General features: G+C 62.8%; 22 protein-coding genes and 1 tRNA gene. All 23 read left to right on the top strand.

Annotation, left to right across the window (positions count from 1 at the left end):
• The 23 genes from O3301_RS15280 (at position 1) to O3301_RS15170 (ending at position 25,766) form a co-directional block, all read left to right on the top strand.
• Positions 1-801 carry an SDR family NAD(P)-dependent oxidoreductase gene (locus O3301_RS15280; protein ID WP_305056781.1) on the top strand — a complete coding sequence of 267 codons (801 nt, stop codon included), beginning with the start codon at positions 1-3 and terminating at the stop codon, positions 799-801.
• A 13-nt stretch (positions 802-814) separates the two neighbouring features.
• Positions 815-1,327 carry a MarR family winged helix-turn-helix transcriptional regulator gene (locus O3301_RS15275; protein WP_289913501.1) on the top strand — a complete coding sequence of 171 codons (513 nt, stop codon included), beginning with the start codon at positions 815-817 and terminating at the stop codon, positions 1,325-1,327.
• A 2-nt stretch (positions 1,328-1,329) separates the two neighbouring features.
• Complete coding sequence (locus O3301_RS15270) at positions 1,330-2,184, top strand: enoyl-CoA hydratase family protein (RefSeq protein ID WP_305056780.1); 855 nt, start codon at positions 1,330-1,332, stop codon at positions 2,182-2,184.
• Between the two features lies 1 nt (position 2,185).
• Entirely contained in the window at positions 2,186-3,346 is a 1,161-nt protein-coding gene (locus tag O3301_RS15265) for an acyl-CoA dehydrogenase family protein (RefSeq protein ID WP_305056779.1), read from the top strand.
• 17 nt (positions 3,347-3,363) lie between these two features.
• Positions 3,364-3,756: a RidA family protein gene (locus O3301_RS15260; protein WP_099665086.1), complete on the top strand. Its 393-nt coding sequence runs from the start codon at positions 3,364-3,366 to the stop codon at positions 3,754-3,756.
• A gap of 119 nt (positions 3,757-3,875) precedes the next feature.
• The gene (locus O3301_RS15255) at positions 3,876-4,649 is read left to right on the top strand and encodes a PEP_CTERM-anchored TLD domain-containing protein (protein ID WP_305056778.1); all 774 of its coding nucleotides are present in this window, start codon (positions 3,876-3,878) and stop codon (positions 4,647-4,649) included.
• Positions 4,650-4,989: 340 nt separating this feature from the next.
• Positions 4,990-6,357 (top strand): MBOAT family protein, encoded by a 1,368-nt coding sequence (locus O3301_RS15250; RefSeq protein WP_369812200.1) that lies wholly within the window; start codon positions 4,990-4,992, stop codon positions 6,355-6,357.
• 8 nt (positions 6,358-6,365) lie between these two features.
• Complete coding sequence (locus tag O3301_RS15245) at positions 6,366-7,433, top strand: hypothetical protein (RefSeq protein ID WP_305056776.1); 1,068 nt, start codon at positions 6,366-6,368, stop codon at positions 7,431-7,433.
• A 71-nt stretch (positions 7,434-7,504) separates the two neighbouring features.
• Positions 7,505-7,579, top strand: a tRNA-Arg gene (locus tag O3301_RS15240).
• Between the two features lie 172 nt (positions 7,580-7,751).
• On the top strand, positions 7,752-9,644 hold the full coding sequence (locus tag O3301_RS15235; protein ID WP_077400945.1) for an ATP-binding cassette domain-containing protein: 1,893 nt from the start codon (positions 7,752-7,754) through the stop codon (positions 9,642-9,644).
• A gap of 176 nt (positions 9,645-9,820) precedes the next feature.
• Entirely contained in the window at positions 9,821-10,483 is a 663-nt protein-coding gene (locus tag O3301_RS15230; protein WP_305056775.1) for a CAAX prenyl protease-related protein, read from the top strand.
• Positions 10,484-10,523: 40 nt separating this feature from the next.
• Positions 10,524-11,762, top strand: a complete 1,239-nt coding sequence (gene epsL / locus O3301_RS15225) for an XrtB/PEP-CTERM-associated polysaccharide biosynthesis outer membrane protein EpsL (protein WP_305056774.1) — start codon at positions 10,524-10,526, stop codon at positions 11,760-11,762.
• An 8-nt stretch (positions 11,763-11,770) separates the two neighbouring features.
• Positions 11,771-13,153 carry an undecaprenyl-phosphate glucose phosphotransferase gene (locus O3301_RS15220; RefSeq protein WP_099665081.1) on the top strand — a complete coding sequence of 461 codons (1,383 nt, stop codon included), beginning with the start codon at positions 11,771-11,773 and terminating at the stop codon, positions 13,151-13,153.
• Between the two features lie 527 nt (positions 13,154-13,680).
• Positions 13,681-14,619: an EpsD family peptidyl-prolyl cis-trans isomerase gene (locus tag O3301_RS15215; protein WP_305056773.1), complete on the top strand. Its 939-nt coding sequence runs from the start codon at positions 13,681-13,683 to the stop codon at positions 14,617-14,619.
• Positions 14,620-14,675: 56 nt separating this feature from the next.
• Entirely contained in the window at positions 14,676-15,464 is a 789-nt protein-coding gene (gene epsE, locus O3301_RS15210; RefSeq protein WP_077400957.1) for a polysaccharide export protein EpsE, read from the top strand.
• 41 nt (positions 15,465-15,505) lie between these two features.
• Positions 15,506-16,903 carry a chain length determinant protein EpsF gene (gene epsF / locus O3301_RS15205; protein WP_077400960.1) on the top strand — a complete coding sequence of 466 codons (1,398 nt, stop codon included), beginning with the start codon at positions 15,506-15,508 and terminating at the stop codon, positions 16,901-16,903.
• Between the two features lie 13 nt (positions 16,904-16,916).
• Positions 16,917-17,795, top strand: a complete 879-nt coding sequence (gene epsG / locus O3301_RS15200; protein ID WP_077409017.1) for a chain length determinant protein tyrosine kinase EpsG — start codon at positions 16,917-16,919, stop codon at positions 17,793-17,795.
• Positions 17,795-18,703, top strand: coding sequence for an exosortase B (gene xrtB, locus O3301_RS15195; protein WP_305056772.1), 909 nt, complete (start codon positions 17,795-17,797; stop codon positions 18,701-18,703). The genes epsG and xrtB overlap by 1 nt, the downstream gene beginning before the upstream one ends.
• Positions 18,700-19,371: an exosortase-associated protein EpsI, B-type gene (gene epsI, locus O3301_RS15190; protein ID WP_305056771.1), complete on the top strand. Its 672-nt coding sequence runs from the start codon at positions 18,700-18,702 to the stop codon at positions 19,369-19,371. The genes xrtB and epsI overlap by 4 nt, the downstream gene beginning before the upstream one ends.
• Positions 19,372-19,435: 64 nt before the next feature.
• Entirely contained in the window at positions 19,436-20,974 is a 1,539-nt protein-coding gene (locus O3301_RS15185; RefSeq protein ID WP_305056770.1) for a lipopolysaccharide biosynthesis protein, read from the top strand.
• Complete coding sequence (locus tag O3301_RS15180) at positions 20,967-22,385, top strand: O-antigen ligase (protein ID WP_099665077.1); 1,419 nt, start codon at positions 20,967-20,969, stop codon at positions 22,383-22,385. The genes O3301_RS15185 and O3301_RS15180 overlap by 8 nt, the downstream gene beginning before the upstream one ends.
• Positions 22,385-23,329, top strand: a complete 945-nt coding sequence (locus O3301_RS15175) for a glycosyltransferase family A protein (protein WP_218965277.1) — start codon at positions 22,385-22,387, stop codon at positions 23,327-23,329. Before O3301_RS15180 ends, O3301_RS15175 begins: the two co-directional genes overlap by 1 nt.
• A 205-nt stretch (positions 23,330-23,534) precedes the next feature.
• Complete coding sequence (locus tag O3301_RS15170; protein ID WP_099665076.1) at positions 23,535-25,766, top strand: heparinase II/III family protein; 2,232 nt, start codon at positions 23,535-23,537, stop codon at positions 25,764-25,766.
• Positions 25,767-25,798: the final 32 nt, after the last annotated feature.

Raw genomic sequence — 25,798 nt, 5'->3', positions numbered from 1 at the left:
ATGAGCAAGGAACGACTGGATGGCGCATTGGCCGGCAAACACGCGTTGGTGACGGGCGCCGGCAGCGGCATCGGCCTGGCCTGCGCGGGCGCCTTGCTGGACGCGGGCGCCCGCGTCACCCTGGCCGGGCGCGACGGCGCGCGGCTGGCGCGCGCGCGCATGCAGCTGGAAGAAGAGGGCCATGCGGGTAGGGTGGCCATCTGTGTGCTCGATGTGGCCGTGGAAGCGTCCGTGCAAGCGGGTTTCGCGCAGGCCGCCGCGCATTTCGGCCGCATCGATATCTTGATCAATAACGCGGGCCAGGCGCATGCGGCGCCTTTCGGCAAGACGGATACCGCCATCTGGCAGCAGATGCTGGCCGTGAACCTGACGGGCGTGTTCCACTGCTGCCAGGCGGCCATGCCGGGCATGCTGGAAGCGGGCTGGGGACGCATTGTCAACGTGGCGTCGACGGCGGGCTTGAAAGGCTACCGCTACGTCAGCGCCTATGTCGCCGCCAAGCATGGCGTGATCGGCTTGACGCGCGCGCTGGCGCTGGAAGTGGCGCCGCGCGGCGTCACCGTCAACGCCGTTTGCCCCGGCTACACGGAAACGGACATGGTGGCCCAGGCCGTGCAGAACATCGTGCGCAAGACGGGGCGCGGCGAGGATGCGGCGCGCGCGGAACTGGCGGCCAGCAATCCGCAGCAGCGGCTGGTGCAGCCGCGCGAAGTGGCCGATGCGGTGGCGTGGCTATGCCTGCCCGCGTCGGGCGCCATGAATGGACAATCGATCGCCGTCGCCGGCGGCGAAGTCATGTAACGGAATGAAGACCATGGATAAAGAACCCGACAATGTGCAGGACGAACCCGTGCTGGATCTGGCCAGCCGGTTGACGCAGGACCACCACCAGTCGCTCAAGCTGTGGCTGCGCATGCTCTCGTGCACGGTCAAGATCGAAAACGAGGTGCGCACGCGCCTGCGCGCCACCTTCGGCATCACCTTGCCCCGCTTCGACTTGATGGCGCAGCTGGAACGCTTTCCCGAAGGTTTACGCATGGGCGAACTGTCCAAGCGCATGATGGTCACGGGCGGCAATATCACGGGCATCACCGACCAGCTGGAGCAGGAAAAACTGGTGGCGCGCGTGGTCGATCCGAAGGACCGCCGCTCGTACAGCGTCAAGCTGACGCCGGCAGGCCGGCGCGCGTTCGACGAAATGGCGCGCGTGCACGAAGGCTGGATCGCCGAACTGCTGCACGGCGTGACACCGGACGACAAAACCCGATTGATCGACCTGCTGTCGCACATGAAGCAGCAGTTGAATAACACCCCCCTAAAGGACTGAGCATGCGCCATCTACCCGGCCAGCCGCAAGACCTGCCAGGCAACCGCGCCAGCCTGGCCGGCTACGCTGCGCGGCATTTCCTGTTTTCCGTCGACGCAGGCGTCGCCACCCTGACCTTGCACCGGCCCGAGCGCAAGAATCCGCTCACCTTCGATTCGTATGCGGAGCTGCGCGAGCTGTTCCGCGCGCTGGCGCATGCGGACGATGTGAAGGCCGTGGTCATCACGGGCAGTGGCGACAATTTCTGTTCGGGCGGCGACGTGCACGACATCATCGGTCCCCTGACGCAGCTCGACATGCCCGGCCTGCTGGCGTTTACCCGCATGACGGGCGACGTGGTGAAAGCCATGCGCGCCTGCCCGCAACCCATCGTCGCCGCCATCGACGGCATTTGCGCGGGCGCCGGTGCCATGCTGGCGCTGGCTTCCGATATCCGTATCGGCACGGCGCGCAGCAAGACGGCCTTTTTGTTCACCCGCGTGGGCCTGGCCGGCTGCGACATGGGCGCCTGCGCCTTGCTGCCGCGTGTGATCGGCCAGGGCCGCGCCGCCGAATTGCTGTACACGGGGCGCTCCCTGCCTGGAAGCGAGGCCGAGCGCTGGGGCTGGTTCAACCGCCTGGTCGAGCCGGAAGAATTGGCCGAGGCGGCGCAGCTGTTCGCCGCCGGTCTGGCCGGCGGCCCCACCTTCGCGCACGGCATGACGAAAAAAATGCTGCAGCAGGAGTGGAACATGGGCGTCGATGAAGCCATCGAGGCGGAAGCGCAGGCGCAGGCCATTTGCATGGCCACCAACGATTTCCACCGCGCCTATCACGCCTTCGTGGCGAAAGAAAAACCGCAATTCGAGGGCGACTGACATGAGCAGCACGCGTGATACGACTTACCTGGACTGGCCGTTTTTCGAAGCGCGCCATGCCGAACTTGAACGCGAACTCGATGCCTGGGCTTCGCAGCACCTGCAGGAAGCCCATGGCGCCGATGTCGATGCCGCCTGCCGCGCGCTGGTGGCGCAACTGGGGCAGGGCGGCTGGCTGGCATACGCCACGGGCACCGATGGCAAGATCGACACGCGCGCCATTTGCCTGATGCGCGAAACCCTGGCGCGCCACGACGGCCTGGCCGATTTCGCCTTCGCCATGCAGGGACTCGGTTCCGGCGCCATCGGCCTGTTCGGCAGCGCCGACAACAAGGCGCGCTATCTGCCGGACGTGGCCAGCGGCAAGCGCATCGCCGCCTTTGCCCTGTCCGAGCCGCAGGCCGGCTCCGACGTGGCGGCGATGGCGTGCGCGGCGCGCCGCGATGGCGACGATTACGTGCTCGATGGCGAAAAGACGTGGATCTCGAACGGCGGCATCGCCGATTTTTACGTGGTGTTCGCCCGCACGGGCGAGGCGCCGGGCGCGCGCGGCATCAGCGCCTTCATCGTCGACGCGGACAATCCCGGCCTGGAGATCGCCGAGCGCATCGCGGTGATCGCGCCGCACCCGCTGGCGCGCCTGCGTTTCAATGCCTGCCGCGTGCCCGCCACGCAGCGCCTGGGCGAGGCGGGACAGGGTTTCAAGGTGGCGATGGCCACCCTGGACGTGTTCCGCACGTCGGTAGCCGCCGCCGCGCTGGGCTTTGCGCGGCGCGCGTTTGACGAGGCGCTGCGCCACGCCATGGCGCGCCAGATGTTCGGCCAGACCCTGGCGGACTTCCAGCTGACGCAGGCAAAATTAGCGCAGATGGCCACCGGCATCGAGGCGGCTGCCTTGCTGACCTACCGCGCCGCCTGGCAGCGCGACCAGGGCCGCAAGGTGACGAAGGAAGCGGCCATGGCCAAGCTGACGGCCACGGAAACGGCGCAGCAGGTGATCGACGCGGCCGTGCAGCTGTTCGGCGGCATGGGCGTGGTCAGCGACCACCCGGTCGAGCGCCTGTACCGTGAAATCCGCGCCTTGCGCATCTACGAGGGCGCCAGCGAAGTACAGCAATTGATCATCGCGCGCGAATTGCTGCGCGAGGCGGGACATGTATGAATAACCAGGAGAACGCAATGCAAGTGCTGCAACCACCGGGATGGGCCAGGCCGCGCGGCTATGCGAACGGCGTGGCCGCCAGCGGACGCACGGTGTACGTCAGCGGCATGATAGGCTGGGATGCGCAGGGCCGGTTCCATACGGACGATTTTGCGGGGCAGGTGCGCCAGGCCTTGCAGAATATCGTCGCCGTGCTGGCGGAGGCGGGCGCCTTGCCCGAGCATATCGTGCGCATGAACTGGTATGTGCTCGACAAGAAGGAGTATGTGGCGGCGTATCCGCAAATCGGCGTGGCGTACCGCGAGCTGATCGGCAAGCATTTTCCAGCCATGACGGCCGTGCAGGTGGCTGGCCTGATCGAGGATCGCGCCAGGGTGGAAATCGAGGTGACGGCGGTGCTGCCGCCATGATGGCTACAATAAACTATTGCCTTAACTGCATTTCAATTGAAATAAATTAATGCAATTAATATATCACCCTGTGCTATATTGATATGCCGAAAATTCGCGGCATATATACAGGGGGAGCGATGCAACAACAAATCATGCTGAAAATCAAGGCGGTGCGGCCCGTCACCTTGCTCGCCGGTGCCTTGCTGTGCATCGGCAGCGTTCCTGTCGCCTCGGCGCAATCCTTGCTCAACGGCGCGCAGGAAGCACAGCTGTCCGCCTGGCTGGGCGAAGGGCCGCTGGCGCTGACGGCCATCTATACGAAGTCGGCGGGCGACACTTCGCGCGACTTCCACCTGGCCGCCGACGGCAAGGGACGCACGTTTTCCGTGATGCAGGCGAGCAACGCCGCCGGCCAGACCTGGCTGGTGGGCGGCTACAACCCGCAAAGCTGGAATTCGTCGGGTACCTACAACATGACGCCGGAAGACCGCGACCGCACGGCCTTCATCTTCAACCTGACGTCGGGCCAGTATTTCCGGCAGACGCCGAAAACCTATGCGCTGGACTCGGTGGGGGCGTATCAAACCTTCAATGATATCGATGCCGGCCCCACGTTCGGCATCGGCGCCGACCTGGGCATGTCGGCGGACCTGAGCACCAATGGCATTTCTTCGCGCTATTCGTACATCGACCCGGTCAATGGCATCTTTGGCGCAAGCTTGCTCGATGGCGCGCCGTATGGCTCCTATCCGAACGTCACGTTTGGCGCCATGCAAGTATTTAGCGTCAGCGCCGTGCCCGAGCCCGCGATGTTGCAACTCATGCTGGCCGGCTTGTTGCTGGTTGGTGCAGGCGTCGCGCGGCGCAGAAAATTCAGCGTGGCGCCGTTTGTCACCATGGGTGTCAAATAAGGCAGGACGCTGGTACGGGGTCGGCAGCGTGGCGGGAAATGGTACACAGGAATGGCTGACGGCGACGGCGCGCCTGGTCGTGACTGTCCGGCGCATGCCCGCACGTTGTGCGGGCATGAGTTCGTCTCGTCACCATGTGTAGAATAATAATAAACAAAACTCAGCGTTAAAAGCATAAACTTGCCATTGCTGGCTGCCAACGCGTTACGTATAAGCAACTTTATGGAATTGCACCGTGTTATTTAATTCATTTCCGTTCTTTCTGGTGTTCTTGCCGTTGGCGTTGCTGGGATACTTTCTCCTGTCAAAATACTCGCTGCGGCTATCCATAATTTTCCTGTTGCTGGCCTCGCTTGCATTCTATAGTTACTGGGATGTCGCCTACCTGCCGCTGCTGCTGCTGTCAATCTGCTGCAACTTCAGCATTGGCCGAGTCGTCTCGAAACGTCAAGAGACGGGCCGCAAGCGCGAGGCAAAGCACTGGCTGTGGCTCGGACTCGCCTTCAATTTGTCGCTGCTGGTGTTTTTCAAGTATTTTGATTTTTTTATCAGCAATATTGCCACCCTGACGGGGGCGACATTCCAGCCGCTGGGGATTACCCTGCCGATCGGCATCTCGTTTTTCACCTTCACGCAAATCGCCTACCTGGTCGATTGCCACGCCGGCAAGGTCAAGGATTACCAGCCAGAAAGCTATGGTCTGTTCGTCACCTACTTTCCGCACCTGATCGCCGGTCCGATTTTGCATCACAAGGAGATGATGCCGCAGTTCGTGCAGGCCGAATCGCATGTCTTCAGCCGCGGGCGCCTGATCGTCGGCCTTGCATTCTTCACGATTGGCCTGTTCAAGAAAGTCATTTTGGCTGATGGCATCGCGCGCTACGTCGCACCCGTCTTCGACCTCCATCACGCCCATTTGAGCATGCTGGAGGCATGGGCCGGTGCGCTGGCCTATACGTTCCAGCTGTATTTCGACTTTTCGGCCTACTGCGACATGGCGTATGGCTTGTCCTATATGTTCGGCATTATCTTGCCGATTAACTTTCTCTCGCCATACAAGGCGACCTCCATCATCGATTTCTGGCGCCGCTGGCACATCACGCTGTCCAATTTCCTGCGCGATTATCTGTATATCCCCCTGGGCGGGAACCGCAAGGGCGGATTCTTGCGTTACCGCAACCTCCTGATCACGATGCTGCTGGGCGGACTGTGGCACGGCGCCAACTGGACCTTTGTGGTCTGGGGCTGCTTGCACGGCGCTTATCTGATCGTCAACCATGCCTTGCGTCATCTGCTGGGCCAGCGCAGCAACCTGGCGATACGGGCCGGCGGCGCACTGGCGACTTTTTTTGCCGTGGTGCTGGCCTGGGTGTTTTTTCGCGCCAGTTCCCTCGAGGTGGCGCTGGATGTGCTGCAAGCCATGGGCGGCGGCACGCTGACGCCCGCCATGCAGGAAAGCATGCTGGGCGTGAACCGCATCATGCAGCTCAGTTCCTGCCTGTGGTGGCTGGGCGTCTGCGCCGCCATCGTTTTCTTCCTGCCGAACGTGTATGAGCTGCTGGGGCGAGGCTTGCGCCTGTCGACGGAGCAGCGCCTGGAGAGTGGCCGGGGCAGCGTCTTGCTGGGGGCCATGTTGATGCTTTGCCTGGTCTTGCTGGCAATTAGCGAGACGCGTGGCGTTTCTGAATTCTTGTACTTTAATTTCTGACAAATCATATGCGCTCCATATTTGCGATAGGCCTGGGTGTGCTGGTCACGGCACTGGCGTTGGAAGCGTTCCTGCAATGCATGCCGGTGGTGTCCGGATTGCGCATGGAGCAGAGCAGCGAGCAGCGCCCGTATGCCCGTTATCTGCCGCAGCAGGACTACGTGTATTCGCACGGCTGGGCCATGGCGAATGCCCGGCATGGCCGCACGAATCGGCAGGGCTTTACCAACTCCCCCGATTTCAAGGATGGCGCGGCCGTGCTTGTCATCGGCGACAGCTTTATCGAAAGCCTGATGCTGGAATACCCGGAAACCCTGCAAGGCCGGCTGAGTCAAGCCCTGGGCGGCGGCGTGTATGCCGCCTCTGCCTCGGGCAACGGCTTTGCCGACGCGCTGGAAGTGTTCCGTCATACGCGTGCGCAATTGCATCCGCGCACGGTGGTGATGTTCGTCGAGCCGATGGACATGCTCGACATCCTGGCGCCGGCGCAGCGGGGCCATAGCATGTTTGTCAGCGAAGGGAACGATATCAGGATGGTGCATGTTCCCTATGTCGAGTCCAAGGCCAAGCGGCTGGTCGCCTATTCGGCCCTGGCCCGTTATATCTATTACAACTTGAAATTTCCTGACTGGTTGATGAGCCAGTTGCGCCGCAGTCCTCCTGCCGCGGCGCAGGCGCCGGCCGCCAGCGCACCTGATGCACGCCGCGCCGCCGCGCTCGAGTACTACATGACGCAATTGCGCGCGCTGGGCGGCGCTGACGATACGCGCTTTATCTTCCTGGTCGACGCGGACCGGAACATGCTGTATGCGCCGCAGAAGGCGGTACCCAACTGGAAAGCGGGCGATCGCGCATTTTTCATCCAGACGGCCCTGCGACACGGCCATCAGGTGGTGGACATGCAGCCGGTATTCGCGCGTCATTGGGCGCAACAGCGCGAGCGCATGGATTTTCTGCCGACGGACGGCCACTGGAACCCGGTGGCGCACGATCTGGCGGCGCAGCAAATCCTGCCCTTGTTGCCTTCGGCATCGCCTGCGTTGCCGGCGCCATTGCGCCAAGTGGCAGGACACTGAGGCGCCTGTCCCACGCACGTGCTGCCGGACTGTCAATGGCAGGAACTAGCCTGTATAATGCCGCTGCGCGTGTCGCCATCGTACAATGGATAGTACAAGGTCCTCCTAAGACTTAAATGCAGGTTCGATTCCTGCTGGCGACACCACGTTTCCACGCAACGCGCGTCGGCAGCCTGTGATCATCCAGGCGGTAATTACTGGTCGATGGCGATTGAAGTCCGAGTTATCGGTACAATGCGTGCTTCATTCATCCAATCGGCGGCTGTTTTGCACACCACGCGGTGTGCGCGAGACGGCGCCCGAGCACTCTTACTCATTATGGCTGTCATTTCTCTTTCATCGGCGCAACTTGCGTTCGGTCACGTCGCGCTGCTCGATCACGCGGAATTTTCACTGGAAACCTCGGAGCGGGTCGGCTTGATCGGCCGCAACGGCACGGGTAAATCGTCGCTGTTGAAGGTTATTTCGGGCAAGTTCAAGCTCGATGACGGCTTGTTGGTGATGCAACAAGGCATCAAGATCGCGTATGTGGAGCAGGAACCGCAATTCGACCCGGAAATGTCCGTGTTCGACGCCGTCGCGTCCGGCATGGGCGAATCGCAGGCGTGGCTGAAGGAATACGATGCGTTGACGGGCCAGTTTGGCCAGGGCAATGACGACGAACTGATGGAACGCATGCACGACATCCAGGTCAAACTCGATGCGGCCGATGCGTGGAGCTTGCCGAACAAGGTGGAAACCGTACTCGACCGTCTGAACCTGACGGGCGACATGGCCATGAAAACCCTGTCCGGCGGGATGCAGAAGCGCGTGGCCCTGGCGCGCGCGCTGGTGTCGGCGCCCGACGTGCTGCTGCTCGATGAGCCCACCAACCATCTGGACTTCAGTTCCATCCTGTGGCTGGAAGGCTTGTTGCGCGACTTCAAGGGCAGCGTGCTGTTCATTACCCATGACCGCTCCTTCCTCGACAACGTTGCCACGCGCATCATCGAGCTCGACCGCGGCCGTTTGCTGTCGTATCCGGGCAACTTCACGGCGTATCAAGTGCGCAAGGCGGAGCAGCTGGAAATCGAAGAAGTGGAAAACGCCAAGTTCGACAAGTTCCTGGCGCAGGAAGAAGTGTGGATACGCAAGGGCGTCAAGGCCCGCCGCGTGCGCGACGAAGGCCGCGTGCGCCGCCTGGAAGCGCTGCGCCTGACGCGCAATGCGCGCCGCGAACAGCAGGGACAAGTCAAGCTGGACGTCTCGGCCGGCGAACGCTCGGGCAAGATCGTGGCGGACCTGGAAAACGTCTCGAAGATTTACGGCGACAAGGTCATTGTCAAGGATTTCAGCGCCACCATCTTGCGCGGCGACAAGGTCGGCCTGATCGGCGCCAACGGCGCCGGCAAGACCACCCTGCTGAAGATGATCCTCGGCGAAGAGCAGTCGGACACGGGCACCATCCGCCTGGGTACCAAGCTGCAAGTGGCGTATTTCGACCAGATGCGCACGCAGCTGAACGAAGAGGCGAACCTGATGGAAACCATCGCGCCGGGCAGCGACTGGGTCGAGATCAACGGCCAGCGCCGTCACGTGATGACGTACCTGAACGACTTCCTGTTCGCGCCGGAACGTGCCCGTTCGCCCGTCAAGTCGCTGTCCGGTGGCGAGCGCAACCGTTTGCTGCTGGCGCGTCTGTTCGCCAAGCCGGCCAACGTGCTGGTGCTCGATGAACCGACCAATGACCTGGATATCGATACCCTGGAATTGCTGGAAGAGTTGCTGGAAGAATACACAGGCACCGTCTTCCTCGTCAGCCATGACCGCACCTTCCTCGACAATGTGGTCACGCAGGTGATCGTCGCCGAAGGCGAGGGCAAGTGGCGCGAATTCGTCGGCGGCTACACGGACTGGGAGCGCGTGCGCACCTTGCCGATCGCCACGGCGCCTGCCAGCAAGCCGGCCGTGAAGGTCGAGGCTGCCGCGCCGGCCGCCAAGCAGAAAAAGCTCAGCTACAAGGAACAGCGCGAGCTGGAAGAGTTGCCGAAACTGATCGCCAAGCTGGAAGACGAGCAATCGGTGCTGGCCGCCGAACTGTCGCATCCGGACTTCTACAAGAAGACGCCAGCCGAAGGCAAGCGCCTGAATGCGCGCGTGGCCGAGATCGAAGGCGAACTGCTGGAAGCGCTGGAAAAGTGGGAGCAGATCGAGGCGCGCGCGAATAGCTGATGCTTTTTTGCATACCCTGTTGTAATTAAGTCAGGATTATTTGCCACGGCAACGGTTCTGCTTGATATAATTATATAATTATATTTATTACATCGGGGGATGCATGTTTGTCATGAAAAACATGCGCTCCGGACCACCGCGTCCGGCGCGCAGCTCCTCCTCCGATGCGTGGCAGCATGTTTGACCGCGCCGCCTTGCCCCGGGTAGCGCCATTCCTGGCCTATCTCTCCTTCATTGCCATTGCCGACATGCTCGGCCGCCTGGGCGTTGCCGCGCAGGACTTGCGCTGGCTGTATGTCGTCAAGATCGGCGTCGTGCTGGGCTTGTTGTTGTACTGGCGCCGCAGTTACACGGAATTGCGGTGGACGCCGTTGGGCGCGCGTGCCATTCTCGGGGCGCTGGCAGGCGGTGTTGTTGTTTTTTTGCTGTGGATCAATCTCGACGCCAGCTGGATGAGCATCGGCAAGCCGGACGGTTTCGACCCCCGCACCGATGGCCGCATCGAGTGGAGCCTGGTGGTGCTGCGCATCGCCGGCGCGGCGCTGGTGGTGCCCGTGATGGAAGAGCTGTTCTGGCGCTCCTTCCTGCTGCGCTGGATCGACAAGCCGGACTTTTTGCGGGCCGATCCGCGCCTGGCCAGCGTCAAGGCCTTCGCCATCAGCGTGTTGCTGTTTGGCTTTGAACATAATTTATGGCTGGCCGGCATGGTGGCCGGTGCGGTCTATAGTTTGTTGTACATGCGTAGCCAGTCCCTGTGGTCGCCCATCCTCGCGCACGGCGTGACGAACGGCGTGCTGGGCCTCTGGATTATTTCTGGTGGGCACTGGATTTACTGGTAGTATTGCCTATCAACTGTGTGATCTTTCAAAGACAAAATCCATGTTGAATTCCTTGCGTAAAAAAGCCGTTGCCGCCGCCTTCACGGCCAGCCCACGTTTGCCGGTTGCGCTGTTACTCTTGGGCACCCTGGCCAGCGGCGCCGCCGTGGCCGATATCAGCGACACCATCAAGCCCTTCGTTGCCACGTCCTATTCGTACGACGACAACCTGATGCGCCTGCCGGACGATGTGCGGGGTTTTTCCGGCCCCCGTTCGGATACGTCGAGGATGCTGCAGGCGGGCTTCCTGTTCAACCGTCCCATCGGCCGCCAGATACTGACGGGCCAGGCCAAGTGGTCGAAGGTGAGCTTCAACCGCTTCAGCCAGTTCGACTACGATGGCAAGGATTACCTGGCCGACCTGGAATGGCACATCGCCAACCACCTGGAAGGCCATGTGGGCGCCAGTTATTCGCAGACCCTGACGCCGTTCAGCGACTTCCAGAGCTCGGTGCGCAATCTGCGCACGCAGCGCCGCGAGTACGTGAATGGCGCGTGGCGCTTCCACCCCAGCTGGCGCGTGCGCGGCGGCCTGTCGCGCGACCGTTACTCGTATGACCTGCCGTCGCAGGCGTTTTCCAACTGGGTGGAAGACGCGACGGAATTTGGCGTCGACTACCTGGCGCGCAGCAATAGCCGCGTCGGCGTGCAGCTGCGCCACCTGAATGGCAAGTATCCGAACCGCGGCGCGTTCGACGCCAGTGTGTACGGCAACGGCTATAGCCAGGACGAGGTCAAGGCCAATGTCCTCTGGGATTTCAGCGATATCACGCAGATGGAATTTCTCGGTGGCTGGGTGCGCCACCGCAACAACTTGCTGTCCGGGCGCGATACCAGCGGCACGAATGGCCGGCTGAGCGTGTACTGGAAGCCGTTGGGCAAGGTCAATTTCACGGGCATCGTCTGGCGCGAATTCGGTTCCGTCGACAATTCGCTGGTGACGAGCAGCCTGAACACGGGCGCCAGCCTGGGCGCGACCTGGACGGCCACGTCGAAGGTGCGCGTGGATGCGCAGCTGCGCCAGGAACGGCGCGATTTCGAGGCCGTCAGCGGCCTGGTGCTGCCCGGCGACGGGCGCGACACCACGCGCACGGCCTCGCTGGGCGCGACGTATGCGCCGCACCGGAAAATCCAGCTTGGCGTGCGCGTGTTCCACGAGCGGCGCGAAGGCGTCGCCATCATCGATAGCGGCAGCTACCGGGCCAAGGGCATTTCCTTCAATGGCAGCGTACAGTTTTAAAGATCAACATGACTGTCAATGATATACCCCTGATTTCGTTTTTCCAGCGCGTCCTCGACCCGATCATCATCATGGGCTTGCTGTACCTGATGACGGTGTTGTCGGGTTCGACCTTCACCGGCTATACGCTGGTGCTGATGATACTGGCTGTCTTCATTTCATCGACGGTCTACCAGCATGTCGACCCCTACCGTACCTGGCGCAGCGGCCGCATGCTGGCGTATGCGCGCGATATCCTCGTCGGCTGGACGATCGTCGCGCTGATCCTCACCTTCCTGGGCTCGGCCACGGGCCTGGCCTATCATTTCGATACCGAAGTGGTGCTGGCCTGGTTTGTCCTCACGCCCTTCGTGCTGCTGGCCGGGCACCTGGCCGGGCGCAGGTTCAGCCTGCGCCCCGACGGCGACAGCGAAGTGCGCTCGGTGGTCATCATCGGCGCCAACGACGCCAGCCTGAAGTTTGCCGCCACCGTCGAGCGCAATGCCAACCTGTTCATGCACGTGCACGGCTTTTTCGATGACCGCACGGACGACCGCTGGCCGGAAAAGATGCGCGAACCCATGCTGGGACGCATGGATGATATCGCCTCCTACGTGCGCGAACACAACATCAAGATGATCTTCATCAGCCAGCCGATTTCGGCCCAGCCGCGCATCCGCAAGATGCTCGACGAGCTCGAAGATACGACGGCTTCCGTGTATTTCCTGCCGGATATTTATATCTTCGACCTGATGCAGGCGCGTTTCGACAACGTGGGCGGCATGCCCGTCATCGCCATCCGCGAATCGCCGTTCACGGGCTTTAACAGCATGGTCAAGCGGGGCAGCGATATCGTGCTGGGGCTGATGATCCAGATCCTGCTGCTGCCGGTGATGCTGGTCATCGCCATCGCCGTCAAGACCACCTCGAAAGGCCCCGTGATTTTCCGCCAGCGCCGCTATGGCCTGTATGGCGAGGAAATCGTCGTCTACAAGTTCCGCTCCATGACGGTGGGCGAAGATGGCGACACGGTGGTGCAGGCCACCAAGAACGACCAGCGCGTGACGCGCGTCGGCGCCTTCCTGCGCCGCAGCTCGCTCGACGAGCTGCCGCAATTCCTCAACGTCCTGCAGGGCCGCATGAGCATCGTCGGGCCGCGCCCCCATGCCGTCGTGCACAACGAGCAGTACCGCAAGCTGATCAAGGGCTACATGCTACGCCACAAGGTCAAGCCCGGCATTACGGGCTGGGCCCAGGTCAACGGTTTGCGGGGCGAGACGGAAACGCTCGACAAGATGGAGGCGCGCATCCATTTCGACCTCGATTACCTGCGCAACTGGTCGCTGTGGCTGGATCTGTGGATTATCGCGCGCACGGTCAAAGTGGTGCTGGCGCGCGAGAACGCCCATTGAGCGTCAGTATGCTGCCCGCAGGAAAAAATAGCGTTTGAATATACTTTGCACGGAGTCAATACGCGTTAAAATGGAGCATCTATAGAGCACCAGCGCATTACGCGACCACTCCGCGCTCACCTTGCCACGAGTCGTGCCGGCCATGCGCCATTACTTTCCTCTTGGAAAGGGTTCACGATGTGAGCAGTATCCGGCCTTGCCCCTGCCGGACGTGCGTCACCCTGACGGGAAGCCATCCGGGACGGCACGCGCCAACTATCGATTTTAAAGTCGGTCTGAACCACGCAATACATAATTTTTTGCAATCAAGTAGACTGTGGAAATAGTTGTTTTTATATCTCATTAGTAGATTTTTAAGCAAATATTTTGCTTGTCGTCATGCATTATGTGTATTATGTTTACAATATTGTTAATTATTTGACGAATAACTATTTTTCGGGGCATCCGTGCAGTGCAGCCTGGCCATGGCCCGTTATACTGCGCCGGATTTTCCACCCCCGTCATACCTGTCATCCGAAGGAGCACGCTTGAATCATTTTATTCACTCCCGCCCCGCGCCACGTTTGTTGTGCGCCGCCCTGGTCCTGCTGGCCGCTGCTGGCCTGTCCGCTTGCGGCAACAAGGAAAAAAAGGCTGGCCAGGCGCTGGCCAGCGTGAACGGCGAAGAAATCACCGTCTTGCAGTTGAATGAAGAGTTGCAGCGCGCCGGCGTGCAGGCGCCGCAGCAGGCCGCGGCCAGCAAGCAGTTGCTCGAGTCGCTGATCGACCGCCAGTTGCTGCAGAACGAAGCGGCCAAGGAAAAGGTCGACCGCGATCCGAAAGTCATGCAGGCCATCGAGCGTGCGAAGGCGCTGATCGTTGCCCAGGCATACATGCAAAAGCGCATCGGCGCGGCCACCCGCCCGAGCAAGGCCGAAGTGGACGAGTATTTCGCGAAAAATCCGCTGTTCTTCAGCCAGCGCAAGCAATTCGATCTGCGCGAGCTGGTCATCCCGACGGCGGCGCTGAACGATGAACTCAAAGCCGTCATGGACCGCGCCAAGTCGCTGGAAGATGTGGCGCAATGGCTCGAGGAGCACAAGATCGCGTTCGGCCGCACCCAGGTGTCGCGCACCAGCGCCGACCTGGCGCCCGAACTGAGCAGCAAACTGCAATCGATGCCGAAGGGCCAGCTGTTCATCGTGCGCGAAGGCGAGCGCAGCCTGCTCATCGCCCTGGCCGATATCAAGGACAGCCCGGTGGGCCTGGACGCGGCGGCGCCGCAAATCGAGCAGTTCCTGGCCAACAAGAAGAACAAGGATGCGGCCGAAGCGGAACTGAAGCGTCTGCGCGCCAGCGCCAAGATCGAGTATTTCAACAAGGATGCAGCGGCTACGGCCTCGGCTACGGCCAGCGCACCTGCGGCAGCGGCGCCGGCGAACAGCGCGCATGAAGCCAACGAGCGCGGCGTGGCGGGCTTGAAATAAGTGACTTATCGACAAGTAGTTAAACATCAGCAATCTACCAACGGGAATCTGTAATCATGAAACGACTCGCAAACTGGATGATGGCGGCCTTTCTGGCCCTCGCCGCAGGCATGGCCGGTGCAGCCGATGTCCCCCTTGGGGCTGGTGACGTGCTGAAAATCTCCGTCTACGGCAACCCGGACCTGGGCCTGGAGACGCGCGTGAGCGAAGCGGGTGAAATCACCTTCCCGCTGGTGGGCGCGGTGGCCGTCGGCGGCCTGTCGACGTCGGCAGCGGAAAAGAAACTGGGCGGCCTGCTCGAGAGCGGCGGCTTCCTGCGCAAGGCGCAAGTCAACATCATCGTCACCAGCCTGCAAAGCCAGCAGGCGTCCGTGCTGGGCCAGGTCAACCGTCCGGGCCGCTACCCGGTGGAAGGCAAGCGCAGCGTGATGGACATGCTGGCCATGGCCGGCGGCGTCAGTCCTGACGGCGCCGACCAGATCACCGTGATCCGCAAGCGCGGCGGCACTGCCACGCGCGACGTGGCCGACATTCTCGACATTGTGCGCAACGGCGACCTGAAGGGCGACATGGAAGTGGGCGGCAACGACATCATCTACGTGGAACGCGCGCCGCGCTTCTACATCTACGGCGAAGTCCAGCGTCCGGGCGCTTTCCGCCTGGAACGCAACATGACCGTGCTGCAAGCCCTGTCCGTGGGCGGTGGCCTGACCTTGCGCGGCACCGAACGGGGCGTGCGGGTCAAGCGCCGTAATGCGGAAGGCCAGATGGAAGTATTGTCGGTCAAGCATGACGACCTGCTGCGCGTCGACGATGTCGTGTATGTCCAGGAAAGCCTGTTCTAAGAGCAACTGGCTCCCTACCTTTTTGTATTGAAAGTTTCCAAATGAACCTCACCCAACTATTGCTGATCCTTCGGGCACGCAAGAAGATTGTGCTGCTGACCTTGATGATCACCGTGGCGCTGGCGCTGGGCGTCAGCCTGGTGCTGCCGAAGACCTACAAGGCCACCAGCACCCTGCTGCTGAACTACAAGGGCGTCGATCCCCTGACGGGCATGACCATGCCGGGGCAGTTGCTGCCTGGCTACATGGCGACCCAAGTTGATATTATCGGCAGCAAGAACGTGGCCTTGCGCGTCGTCGACCAGCTGGAACTGGCGCGCAGCCCCGCCGTGATCGCCCAGTTCAATGACGCGGCACAAGGCAAGGGCACGGTGCGCGACTGGCTGGCCGACCTGCTGCTGAAGAAACTCGAAGTGATGCCGTCGCGCGAAAGCAGCGTGGTCGATGTCAGCTTCAAGGGCGCCGACCCGCAATTCGTCGCGGCCGTGTCGAACGCCTTTGCGGAACAGTATCAAAAGGTCAGCATCCAGCTGAAGGTCGACCCGATGCGCAAGGCGACGACGTACTTCGATGACCAGACCAAATTGCTGCGTGACAACGTTGAGCGCGCGCAAAGCCGCCTGTCGAAATACCAGCAGGATAACGGCATCGTCAGCGTCGACAACCGCCTCGATGTGGAATCGAACCGCTTGAACGACCTGTCGGCGCAACTGGTGCTGGCGCAGGGCCAGGCCATGGAAGCCAATTCGCGCCAGCGCATGGCGCAGGGCGGCAACCTGTCCGAATCGCCGGACGTCGCGTCGAATCCGCTGATCCAGAGCCTGAAGCTGGGCCTGGGCAATGCCGAGGGTAAACTGGCCGAACTGGGCCAGCGCCTGGACCGCAATCACCCGCAATACCAGAGCGCCAAGGCGGAAGTGGACAAGCTGCGCCGCGACCTGGCCGAGCAGACGCGCGCCACCTCGCAAAGCGTGGGCAACAATGCACAGATCCTGCAGCAGCGCGAAGGCGCGATCCGCGCCGCACTGGCGGCGCAAAAAGCCAAGGTGCTGGAACTGAACCGGACGCGCGATGAAATGGGCGTGCTGAGCAAGGATGTGGAAAGCGCCCAGCGCGCCTTCGACGTGACCTCGCAGCGCCTGTCGCAGACGCGCATCGAAGGCCAGGCGGAGCAGTCCGATATCGCCATGCTCAATCCGGCCACGGCGCCGATCGAGCCGGACAGCCCGAAGATTCTCCGCAACGTGCTGCTGTCGATCTTCCTCGGCCTCATGCTGGGCTGCGGCATCGCGCTGCTGGCCGAATTGCTGGACCGCCGTATCCGTTCCGACCAGGACCTGAGCGAAGTGCTGCAGATTCCCGTGTTCGGCGTGGTCGACTGGAAACCTAAACAGCGTCGCATGCGCGGCATGCTGCCGCGCCGTTTGCGCCTGAACTGAGATGGAACCTATCATGACTTCAAGTCCACACCTCCTCAATACCACTGCGCCGCTGGCGCGCGGCACCGATTCCAGCATTGGCGGCCTGTTGCTCGAATCGGGCAAGATCACGCCGGAAAACGCCGAACGCGTGCTGCGCATGCAAAAGGAACTGGGCATCCGCTTCGGCGAAGCGGCCCTGCGCCTGGGCCTGATCACGGAAGCCGATATCGAGCAAGTGCTGGCGCGCCAGTTCGACTATCCCTACCTGCAGCCGGGCGCCGGCAAGTATCCGCAGGAACTGGTGGCCGCCTACCAGCCTTTCAGCCACCAGGTGGAAACCCTGCGCGCCGTGCGCAGCCAGCTGATGCTGCGCTGGTTCGCCCGCGGCAGCAAGTCGCTGGTGGTGCTGGGCATGGAGCCGGGCGACGGCGCCAGCCTGTTCGCGGCCAACCTGGCCGTGGTGTTTTCCCAGCTGGGCGAGCACACCTTGCTGGTCGACGCCAACCTGCGCGCGCCGCGCCAGCAGGAAATCTTCGACCTGAAGACACGCCAGGGCCTGTCCGACGTGCTGGCCGGCCGCGCCGAACTCGATATCATCGCCAAGGTGGAATCGTTTGTCGCGCTGTCGGTGCTGTCCGCCGGCACCTTGCCGCCGAATCCGCAGGAACTGCTCAGCCGTACCTCCTTCGTCACGCTCAACAAGCAGCTGGAAAGCCGCTACGACGTGGTGCTGTACGACGTGCCGGCGTATGCTACCGGTTCCGATGCGCTGGCCGTGGCGGCGCGTGCGGGCGGCGTGCTGCTGGTGGCGCGCAAGAACAAGACGCCGATGGCGGAAGTGGCGGCCATGGCCGAGCAAATGACGCATAGCGGCGCCCAAGTGGTCGGTTCCGTGATGGTCGACTTTTGATGGCTGCGCCAGGCCACGCCATGCCGCCGGCGCAGGCCGGCCGCTCCGCCGTGCCGGACTGGCTGCCGCTGGCGCTGGGTTTCCTGGCCATGCTCGCGCCCAGCCTGGTCGGGCTGTTCCGCGGCATCTGGTCCACCGAAGAGCAGGCGCACGGTCCCATCATCCTGGCCCTGTCGCTGTGGTTGATCTACCGCAAATGGCCCGAGATGCTGGCGCAGAGCGCCGGCGCCCGTCCGGCCCGCTCCGGCTGGCCGCTGCTGGCCGTTTCGCTGCTGCTGTATGTGCTGGGCCGTTCGCAGCATATCCTGTCGCTGGAAATCCTCGCCCTGATCGGCACCGGCCTGTCGCTGCTGCTGCTCAAGCGCGGCTGGATTGCCGCGCGCATTCTGTGGTTTCCCTTCTTTTTCATGCTGTTCATGGTGCCGCTGCCGCTGCCGCTGGTGACGACCCTGACCATGCCGATGAAAATGGCGGTTTCGTATGTGACCGAACACCTGCTTTTCCTGGCCGGCTATCCGATCGCCCGCAATGGCGTGATCCTGCAGATCGGCCAGTACCAGCTGCTGGTGGCCGACGCCTGCGCCGGCTTGCAGACCCTGCTGACGCTTGAAGCGCTGGGCCTGTTCTACCTGAACCTGGTGCGGCATACTTCGCCGTTCCGCAACATCGTGCTGGCCCTGTTGATCGTGCCGATTTCCTTTACCGCCAATGTCATCCGCGTGATGGTGCTGACCCTGATCACGTATTACTTCGGCGACGCGGCCGGGCAGGGCTTCCTGCACGGCTTCGCCGGCATGGTGCTGTTCATTTCCGCGCTGCTGCTGATCCTCAGTGTCGACAGCTTGCTGCAGTGGATCGTGCGCAAGCGCCAGGCGGGCCGCGCGCCAACCGTGGGAGCGTCGACATGAACGCTGCACTGCGCATGAATATGCTGCTGGGCGCGGCCGTCCTCAGCCACGGCGTGGCGCCGGGCGTGAAGATGGCCGACCAGCGCCCGAGTTTTTCGCTGGAAGCGGCGATACCGCAAGCGTTCGGCGACTGGCGCGTCGACAGTTCCATCGTGCCGTTGCAGGTGGATCCGGAAACCCAGGAACGCCTGAACAAGATATACAACCAGACCTTGTCGCGCACCTACATCAATGGGCACGGCGAACGGGTGATGCTGTCGATCGCGTACGGCGGCGACCAGAGCGACAACATGGGCGTGCACAAGCCGGAAGTGTGCTACGCGGCGCAGGGTTTCCAGGTCGAGCGCGACGAATACGGCGAGCTGGCCTCGGCCTACGGCAGCCTGCCCGTGAAGCGCTTGCTGGCCGTGAATGGCAACCGCAGCGAGCCCATCACGTACTGGATCACCATCGGCGACAAGATCAGCAAGGTGGGCATGCAGCAGCGCCTGGAGCAATTGCGCTATGGCCTGACGGGCACCGTGGCCGACGCCATGCTGTTCCGCGTGTCGAGCATCGATACGGATTTGCCGCGCGCCTACCGCTTGCAGGCCGATTTCGTCAACGGCTTGCTGGCCAGCATGCCGGCAGCGCAGCGCAGCCGCCTGATCGGCGCGCCGCCCGGATGAGGCATGGCTTGAACGATGACAAAGCGCCGGCGGGCGCGGCACGGCGTGGCGGACAGCGAGAATCATGAGCAGCGACATCAACAAGAAAAGCGTCAGCGCCGTCAAGTGGGCGGCGATGGGCACGGTCCTCATGTTTGGCCTGCAGCTGGTCACGCAAGTGGTGCTGGCGCGCCTGCTGGGGCCGGAAAACTACGGCTTGTTTGCGATGGGACTGATTGTGCTGACATTTAGCAACTTTCTGGCCGATTTCGGTTTTTCCTGGGGGCTGGTGCAAAACCGCACGCTCAGCGAGGAAGACGTGCGCTTCACGGTGACGTGGCAGGCGCTGACGGGCCTGGCGGCCATGAGCTTGCTGTTTTTCATGGCGCCGTGGATCGCCGCGTACTTCAAGGAACCGCGCATCGCGCCCGTGATCGCCTGGATGAGCCTGACTTGCCTGCTGAATGCGCTGACGGCGCCGGGCAGCAGCCTGCTGCGGCGCGCCCTCGATTTCCGCTGGCTCAACATCATCCAGGTGATCAGCTACATCGTCGGCTACCTGCTGGTGGGCTTGCCGCTCGCGTATGCGGGCGCCGGCGTGTGGACCCTCGTGTGCGCCTGGCTGGGACAGGCTTCCACGGCGCTGGTGCTGACGTATGCGCGTACGCGTTTCTCGCTCAAGCCGCTGCTGTGGTACGAGGGCGCGCGGCGCTCGACGAATGTGGGCGTGACGGTGTTCGTGACGAATCTGTGCAACTGGTGCCTGAACAATATGGACCGCGTGTTCCTGGGCCGCTTCCTGAATGCCCACGCGGTGGGCGTGTATGCGGTCGGCTACAACCTGGCCAATACGCCCAACTCGCTGTTCCTGAGCGCCTTGCAGCCGGCCTTCCTGGCCACGGGCGCCAAGCTGCAGGACGATCTGCCGCGCCTGCGCGACACGTATCTGTCGGTGCTGGCGACCATCTGGATCATCATCCTGCCCCTGTTCGTGCTGCTGGCGATGACTGCGCCGGACTTGATCGGCGTGTTGTACGGCAAGGTGTGGCAAGAGTCGGGCATCGTGCTGAGCATCCTGGCGCTGGCCATGCCCGCGTACATCACGTGGGGCATGTCGACGCCGATCTTGTGGAATACGGGTGGCAAACACCTGGAAAGCCTGCTGCAGCTGCCGCTGATCGTGCTGGCCGGCGCGGCGCTGGTGCTGTGGGCGGGGCAGGGCGGGGCGGTGGTCGCCATGATCGCCGCCGGCACCTTGCTGGCGCGGGCGCTGGTGGTGGGCACGGTGGCGTGCCTGCGCCTGCAGGTGGGGCCGGGCGATCTGGCGCCGCTGGCCGCGCGCGGCCTGGCCATGGGCTTGCTGGCCGCCGCCGGCAGCTGGGGCGGCGCCATGCTGGGCAGCCTGGGCGGCAGCCATCCGCTGCCGGCATTCCTGGGTGGCGCGCTGTTCGGCGGCCTGACCCTGCTGCTGGCCGTGCTGGCCTGGCCTGAACTGCTGGGCACGCGAGCGGTGGGCATGCTTGCCCGCTTCAGCCCGCCGCTGCCGGCCAGGGTAGTCTCCTATTTGCGCGCCCGCTGTGGCGCGCGCGACAACTTACTGGATACGCGAGAACTACATGAGTGAAATACTGTTTGGCCTGTTTGCCGTGGTCGCCGCGCTGGTGGTGGTGTTCGTGATCGCCTTGAGCATCCATTGGGGCAGCAAGCGCGAGACGGGACTGGTGCCGTACGTGTTCTATCCGGTCTTCTTGTCGATCGCCGTGGCGGCCATCCTGTCGAACCGCGATGTCTCGGGCGATGAACTCCAGATGGGCATGCAGGCGCTGGCGCGGCATCCGGCCAGCTCCTGGTTTGGCCGGCTCACGTCCCTGTTCGTGATCTTTGCCTGCGGCGAGCGCATTCTGCACCGCCTGACTACGCGCGACAAGCTGCAGCCGATACCGATGCTGCTGTTCTGGGCGCTGTTCGTGTATTTCCTCAGCAATATCGTCAGTCCGGCCGTGCTGGGGCGCCATACCAATGTGTCGCATGAATACCTGTACATGTTCCTGGCCGGCTATGCGGCCTTGCTGATGACGCACAAGGAGGTCGACCTGAGCGTCATCTCGATGCGCAACGCCACCCTGCTGTTCCTGGTGCTCAGCGCAGCCGTGTTTGCCTGGAAGCCGAACATGGTCGTCAACCGGAATTACCACGGCCTGATTCCCTTCCTCAGCATCCGCTATACGGGCCTGGCCAATCACGCCAACAGCCTGGGACCGATGGTGGTGGTGTTCCTGCTGTGCCTGTGGCGCAAGCCCTATGGCTGGCGCCCGCTGAACCTGTTCGCCTGGGGCCTGGGTCTGGGCAGCCTGCTGCTGGCGCAATCGAAAACCAGCTGGATCGCCTGCTTCCTGTGCTTTGCCTGCGTCGCCTATTTCGGTTTCCGCGAACAGATCAAGGAGCGGCTGTTCGATTACCGCCGCCCGCAATTGTCGATCGTCGGCATCTTTTGCTTCATCCTGCTGTGTACGCTGGGCATGTTGTATGTGATGTTTGGCAATATCGATGCCAAGCTGGCGCACTTTGCCACCAGCAGCGAAGGCTCCGACTTGATCAGTTTGACGGGCCGCGACGTGATCTGGCAGGTGGCGTTGCAGGAGTGGCACAAGAATCCCGTGTTCGGCTACGGCTTGCCGCTGTGGGATGACGCATTCCGCATCAGCATCGGCATGCCATACGCCACCCATGCGCACAGCCAGTTTTACCAGAGCCTGGCCAGCGCCGGCACCATCGGCGCCATCGGCCTGGTGCTGTATGCCATGGCGCTGCTGTATGCGTGCGCGCGCACGGCGCGGGCCAGTCAGGGCCTGTCGATGGCCTTGTTCGTCCTCATCGCCATCCGTTCGATCAGCGAAGTGCCGCTGTCGCTGACGGGCTTTGCCGCCGAGGCGATGACGCATTTGTTGCTGCTCATTATCGTGACGGCGTATTTTCCGGTGGCCGACAAGCAGGCCGTGAGGGCGCGCAAGGTGCGCGTGCCGGGGATGGCTTGATGCTGTGCTCGGTCATCGTGCCCCTGTATAACAAGGGGCCGTATATCGAAGCGGCGCTGGCCTCGGTGCTGGCGCAAACCCATGCCGACTGGGAAGTGGTGGTGGTCGATGACGGCTCCAGCGACGATGGCGCGCAGCGCGTGCGGGCTTGCGCCGATGCGCGCGTGCGGCTGGTCAGCCAGGCCAATGGCGGCGTCTCGCGCGCGCGTAACCGCGGCATCCTCGAAGCGCGCGGCGACTTGATCTGTTTTCTCGATGCGGACGACTGGTATGGTCCCGTGTATCTGGAAACCATGGTGGGCATGGCGCGGGCCCATCCGTCCGGCTCGTTTTTCGCCTGCGGCTTCGAACGCATACCCGACAGCCGCGCCGCGGCGCTCAGCTACCAGGGCGGGGCCGTGCGCGAGACGCGCCTGCTCGACGACTTTTTCGAGCGCCGCCGCCGTGGCGGACCGTTTTTCTGCACGAATTCGGTGGCCATCCGGCGCAGCGATTTGTTGCCCTTGCAACCATGCTTCCCGGAAGGCGAGTCGGCTGGCGAGGACCAGGATCTGTGGTTCCGCCTGGCCGAGCGCCTGACCCTGGTGTTTACGCCGGCACAGCTGGTGGCCTACCGTGTCGAGGTGGCCGGCAGCCTGTGCGCGATCGAGTCGGCCGATGTGCTCGCGCCCACGTTCGAACGGCTGGAACGGCGCGCCCTGGCCTGGCCGGCGGCCAATCCGGCGCGCCGTTCCGCCTTGCGGCTGGTGTCCGATGCGCGCGTTAGCGTGGCGCGCGCGGCGCTGGCGCGGGGCCGCCGGGGCGAAGCGCTGGCCGGGCTGCGCCGCGCCGCCGGCGGCGGCATGTCGCGCCACTGGTGGGTAGCCCTGGCCTTGTCTTGTTTGCTGCCGACCCGGCTCGCCGTCAAATGGCAAATGTGGCGCGAAACGCACATTAATAGCTGAGCTGCAACTAATATTAATGTTCGGAAGAATACTTTAGGTATATGCTTACAGGTATTCGCAGTGCCTTCAGCAGTGTCTTCGCCTTTTGCCCGATTTTGTACGGCGGGCCGTCCTGTGTCTCGCAAGCAGCCTCGACAGGAGGCGTATGATATGCCCCACGCAGCGGCGGTATCTTGCTCGATAGTTGATGTTAAGAAGGTAATCTATGAAATTCGCTAAATATACGCTGGTCAAAGTGGCGCTGCTGCTCGTCTGTTCAGCCTGCGGCCAGGCCCAGGCCGACTGGGCCCTGGCGACCGACCCATTGGCCGTCCGGACCTTGCCGGACAACCGCCAGATCCAGCCGCAAAATCCCCCCAGTTTTACCTGGTCGCGCCATCCGCTGTCGCCGGCGTCGTATGTCATTGAAGTCAAATTGGCGGGCACCGTGGTCAGCACCTTCACGTCGGCGCGCAACTGGTATCTGCCATCCAAGAAATTTGCGGCAGGCACCTATAGCTGGCGCGTGCGTCCCAGCACGAGCAATGAATGGTCGAGCCCGCGAACTTTTGTGATCGACGCCACATCGAAAGTGTTCGAAGTGCCGGAAAGCAGCACCTTGCGCGCTGCCATCGTCTTGCGCCCGCGTCCGCGCGGCCTGGAGGATAATGCGACCTTTTTTGCGAGCTGGAGCGCGGCCAAGCGCGCCGACCGCAGCCAGGTGCTGACCTGGCTGAGCACCGAGGTGATACGTAATATGACGGCGATCGCGCCCGTCTCCGACGCCGAGTGGCCATTGTCTCCAGGCAAGGTACGCACTGCCGCCAACGAGGCGCAGAATGCGCGCGTCATTTCGCGCACGAATCAGAGCGCACGCCAGCTCGAAGCGGCCTCGCTGCTGTACCGCGTGACGGGCGAGAACCAGTATCTGGTGGAGGCGATCGCGCGCGGCGACCAGGAAGCCGCGCTCAGCCCGAACGGCGGTACCAGTTTTGTCAACCATGACCAGGGCAACCGCGCCATTGCGCAAAGCCTGATCAAGGCGGTCGACAACCTGGGCAGCGCCCTCGATGCGCCGCGCCGCGCCGCGTGGCTGGAAATGGTACGCGTTCGCACCAATGCGATGTACCTCGACCTGGCTGCGCAGACGGGGCGCCTGGACCAGTATCCCTACGATTCCCACGCCGCCAGCAATATCGGTTTCCTGACGCTGATTTCAACGCTGTCCCTGGGCGATATCCCGGAGGCGAAGGACTGGTTCGATTTCTCGTTCCGCGCATTTGTCAGTTCCTACAGCGTGTGGAGCGGTCCGGAGGGCGGTTTTGCCAACGGCACGGCGTATGCCGAGTATGAAGCCGACTATGCGCTGCAGATCTGGCCGGCGCTTGCCTACGCGACCAAGGTCGACCTGTTCACCAAGCCCTGGGCCAGCGGCTTCCTCGATTACCTGATGCATTTCGTGCCGCCCGGTTCGCAGACCCACGTGTTTGGCGACGGGCACGAGACGCTGCCTGAAATCCGCATGATGAAGGGTTTCGCCGCGCATTTCGCCACGCCTGCCGCGGCGTGGTATTACAAGAACCTGATCCGCACCGACGATTCGCTGGCCACCTTGCAGGCGCCGTACCCGTTGCCGGTGGCGACGGTGGCCACGCCCGCGCCGCCAGGCAACTCGGCGTATTACCCCAGCATCGGCTGGGCCGCCATGCACAGCGACATCGGCAATCTGCAGCGCACCTCGGTGTATTTCAAATCGAGTCCCTACGGTTCGTTCAATCACAGCCACGGTGACCAGAACGGCTTTGTGCTGGCCAGCGCGGGCGTGCCCCTGCTGACGGAAAGCGGCTGGTACGACTGGTACGATTCGCCGCTGTGGAGTTCCTGGTACCGCCAGACCAAGGCCCACAATGCCTTGACGTTCGACAATGGCCAGGGCCAGCTGGTCGACGGCTATGAAACGACCATGGCGCGCAACGGCCGCATCACCGCCTTTGCTCCCAAGGCCACCGTCGACTATGTGGCGGGCGACGCCACGCTGGCCTACGGCGGCCAGCTGACATCGGCGCTGCGCAAGCTGTGGTTCCTGCGCACCACGGACGCCGTGGTGGTGCAGGACCAGGTGACCTCGGCCACGCCGCGCGTGTTCGAGTGGAACTTCCATACGTATGCGCCTATCGTGGTCGACGCCGGCGGCGCCATCTCGGTGACGAATCAGGGCCGCAAGGTGTGCGTGGTGCCGGTCAGCACCGGTGCGCGTTTCGAAAAGCGCACGGGACCTCCGCCGCAGCCCGGTACCTATGAAGAGCATGGGGTGTTCATCAAGTCGGCCGCGGCGCTGAGCGGCGAATTCCTCACGGTGCTCGATGTCGGCTGCAAGAAGCCGCTGATCAAGCTGGGCAAGAGCGGCACGGCCCGTACGCTGACGGTCGGCAAGCAAGTGGTGACATTGCCGAACTGACCGCTGCTTCAAGGAAAATCCACTGCCGTTGT

Source organism: Janthinobacterium sp. SUN211 (assembly GCF_030587315.1).
Classification (GTDB): Bacteria; Pseudomonadota; Gammaproteobacteria; order Burkholderiales; family Burkholderiaceae_D; genus Janthinobacterium; species Janthinobacterium kumbetense.
The sequence above is the reverse complement of the archived record's forward strand: the minus strand, read 5'-3'. Positions and strand labels throughout refer to the sequence as shown.

Bases quoted from the DNA above. Each gene is read 5' to 3' on its own strand.
- O3301_RS15245 (WP_305056776.1), top strand. From the start codon at position 6,366: ATGCGCTCCATATTTGCGATAGGCCTGGGTGTGCTGGTCACGGCACTG.
- epsI (WP_305056771.1), top strand. From the start codon at position 18,700: ATGAACGCTGCACTGCGCATGAATATGCTGCTGGGCGCGGCCGTCCTC.
- O3301_RS15235 (WP_077400945.1), top strand. From the start codon at position 7,752: ATGGCTGTCATTTCTCTTTCATCGGCGCAACTTGCGTTCGGTCACGTC.
- epsF (WP_077400960.1), top strand. From the start codon at position 15,506: ATGAACCTCACCCAACTATTGCTGATCCTTCGGGCACGCAAGAAGATT.
- O3301_RS15260 (WP_099665086.1), top strand. From the start codon at position 3,364: ATGCAAGTGCTGCAACCACCGGGATGGGCCAGGCCGCGCGGCTATGCG.
- epsE (WP_077400957.1), top strand. From the start codon at position 14,676: ATGAAACGACTCGCAAACTGGATGATGGCGGCCTTTCTGGCCCTCGCC.
- xrtB (WP_305056772.1), top strand. From the start codon at position 17,795: ATGGCTGCGCCAGGCCACGCCATGCCGCCGGCGCAGGCCGGCCGCTCC.
- epsL (WP_305056774.1), top strand. From the start codon at position 10,524: ATGTTGAATTCCTTGCGTAAAAAAGCCGTTGCCGCCGCCTTCACGGCC.
- O3301_RS15265 (WP_305056779.1), top strand. From the start codon at position 2,186: ATGAGCAGCACGCGTGATACGACTTACCTGGACTGGCCGTTTTTCGAA.
- O3301_RS15175 (WP_218965277.1), top strand. From the start codon at position 22,385: ATGCTGTGCTCGGTCATCGTGCCCCTGTATAACAAGGGGCCGTATATC.
- O3301_RS15220 (WP_099665081.1), top strand. From the start codon at position 11,771: ATGACTGTCAATGATATACCCCTGATTTCGTTTTTCCAGCGCGTCCTC.
- O3301_RS15275 (WP_289913501.1), top strand. From the start codon at position 815: ATGGATAAAGAACCCGACAATGTGCAGGACGAACCCGTGCTGGATCTG.
- epsG (WP_077409017.1), top strand. From the start codon at position 16,917: ATGACTTCAAGTCCACACCTCCTCAATACCACTGCGCCGCTGGCGCGC.
- O3301_RS15180 (WP_099665077.1), top strand. From the start codon at position 20,967: ATGAGTGAAATACTGTTTGGCCTGTTTGCCGTGGTCGCCGCGCTGGTG.
- O3301_RS15185 (WP_305056770.1), top strand. From the start codon at position 19,436: ATGAGCAGCGACATCAACAAGAAAAGCGTCAGCGCCGTCAAGTGGGCG.
- O3301_RS15170 (WP_099665076.1), top strand. From the start codon at position 23,535: ATGAAATTCGCTAAATATACGCTGGTCAAAGTGGCGCTGCTGCTCGTC.
- O3301_RS15230 (WP_305056775.1), top strand. From the start codon at position 9,821: ATGTTTGACCGCGCCGCCTTGCCCCGGGTAGCGCCATTCCTGGCCTAT.
- O3301_RS15280 (WP_305056781.1), top strand. From the start codon at position 1: ATGAGCAAGGAACGACTGGATGGCGCATTGGCCGGCAAACACGCGTTG.
- O3301_RS15270 (WP_305056780.1), top strand. From the start codon at position 1,330: ATGCGCCATCTACCCGGCCAGCCGCAAGACCTGCCAGGCAACCGCGCC.
- O3301_RS15255 (WP_305056778.1), top strand. From the start codon at position 3,876: ATGCAACAACAAATCATGCTGAAAATCAAGGCGGTGCGGCCCGTCACC.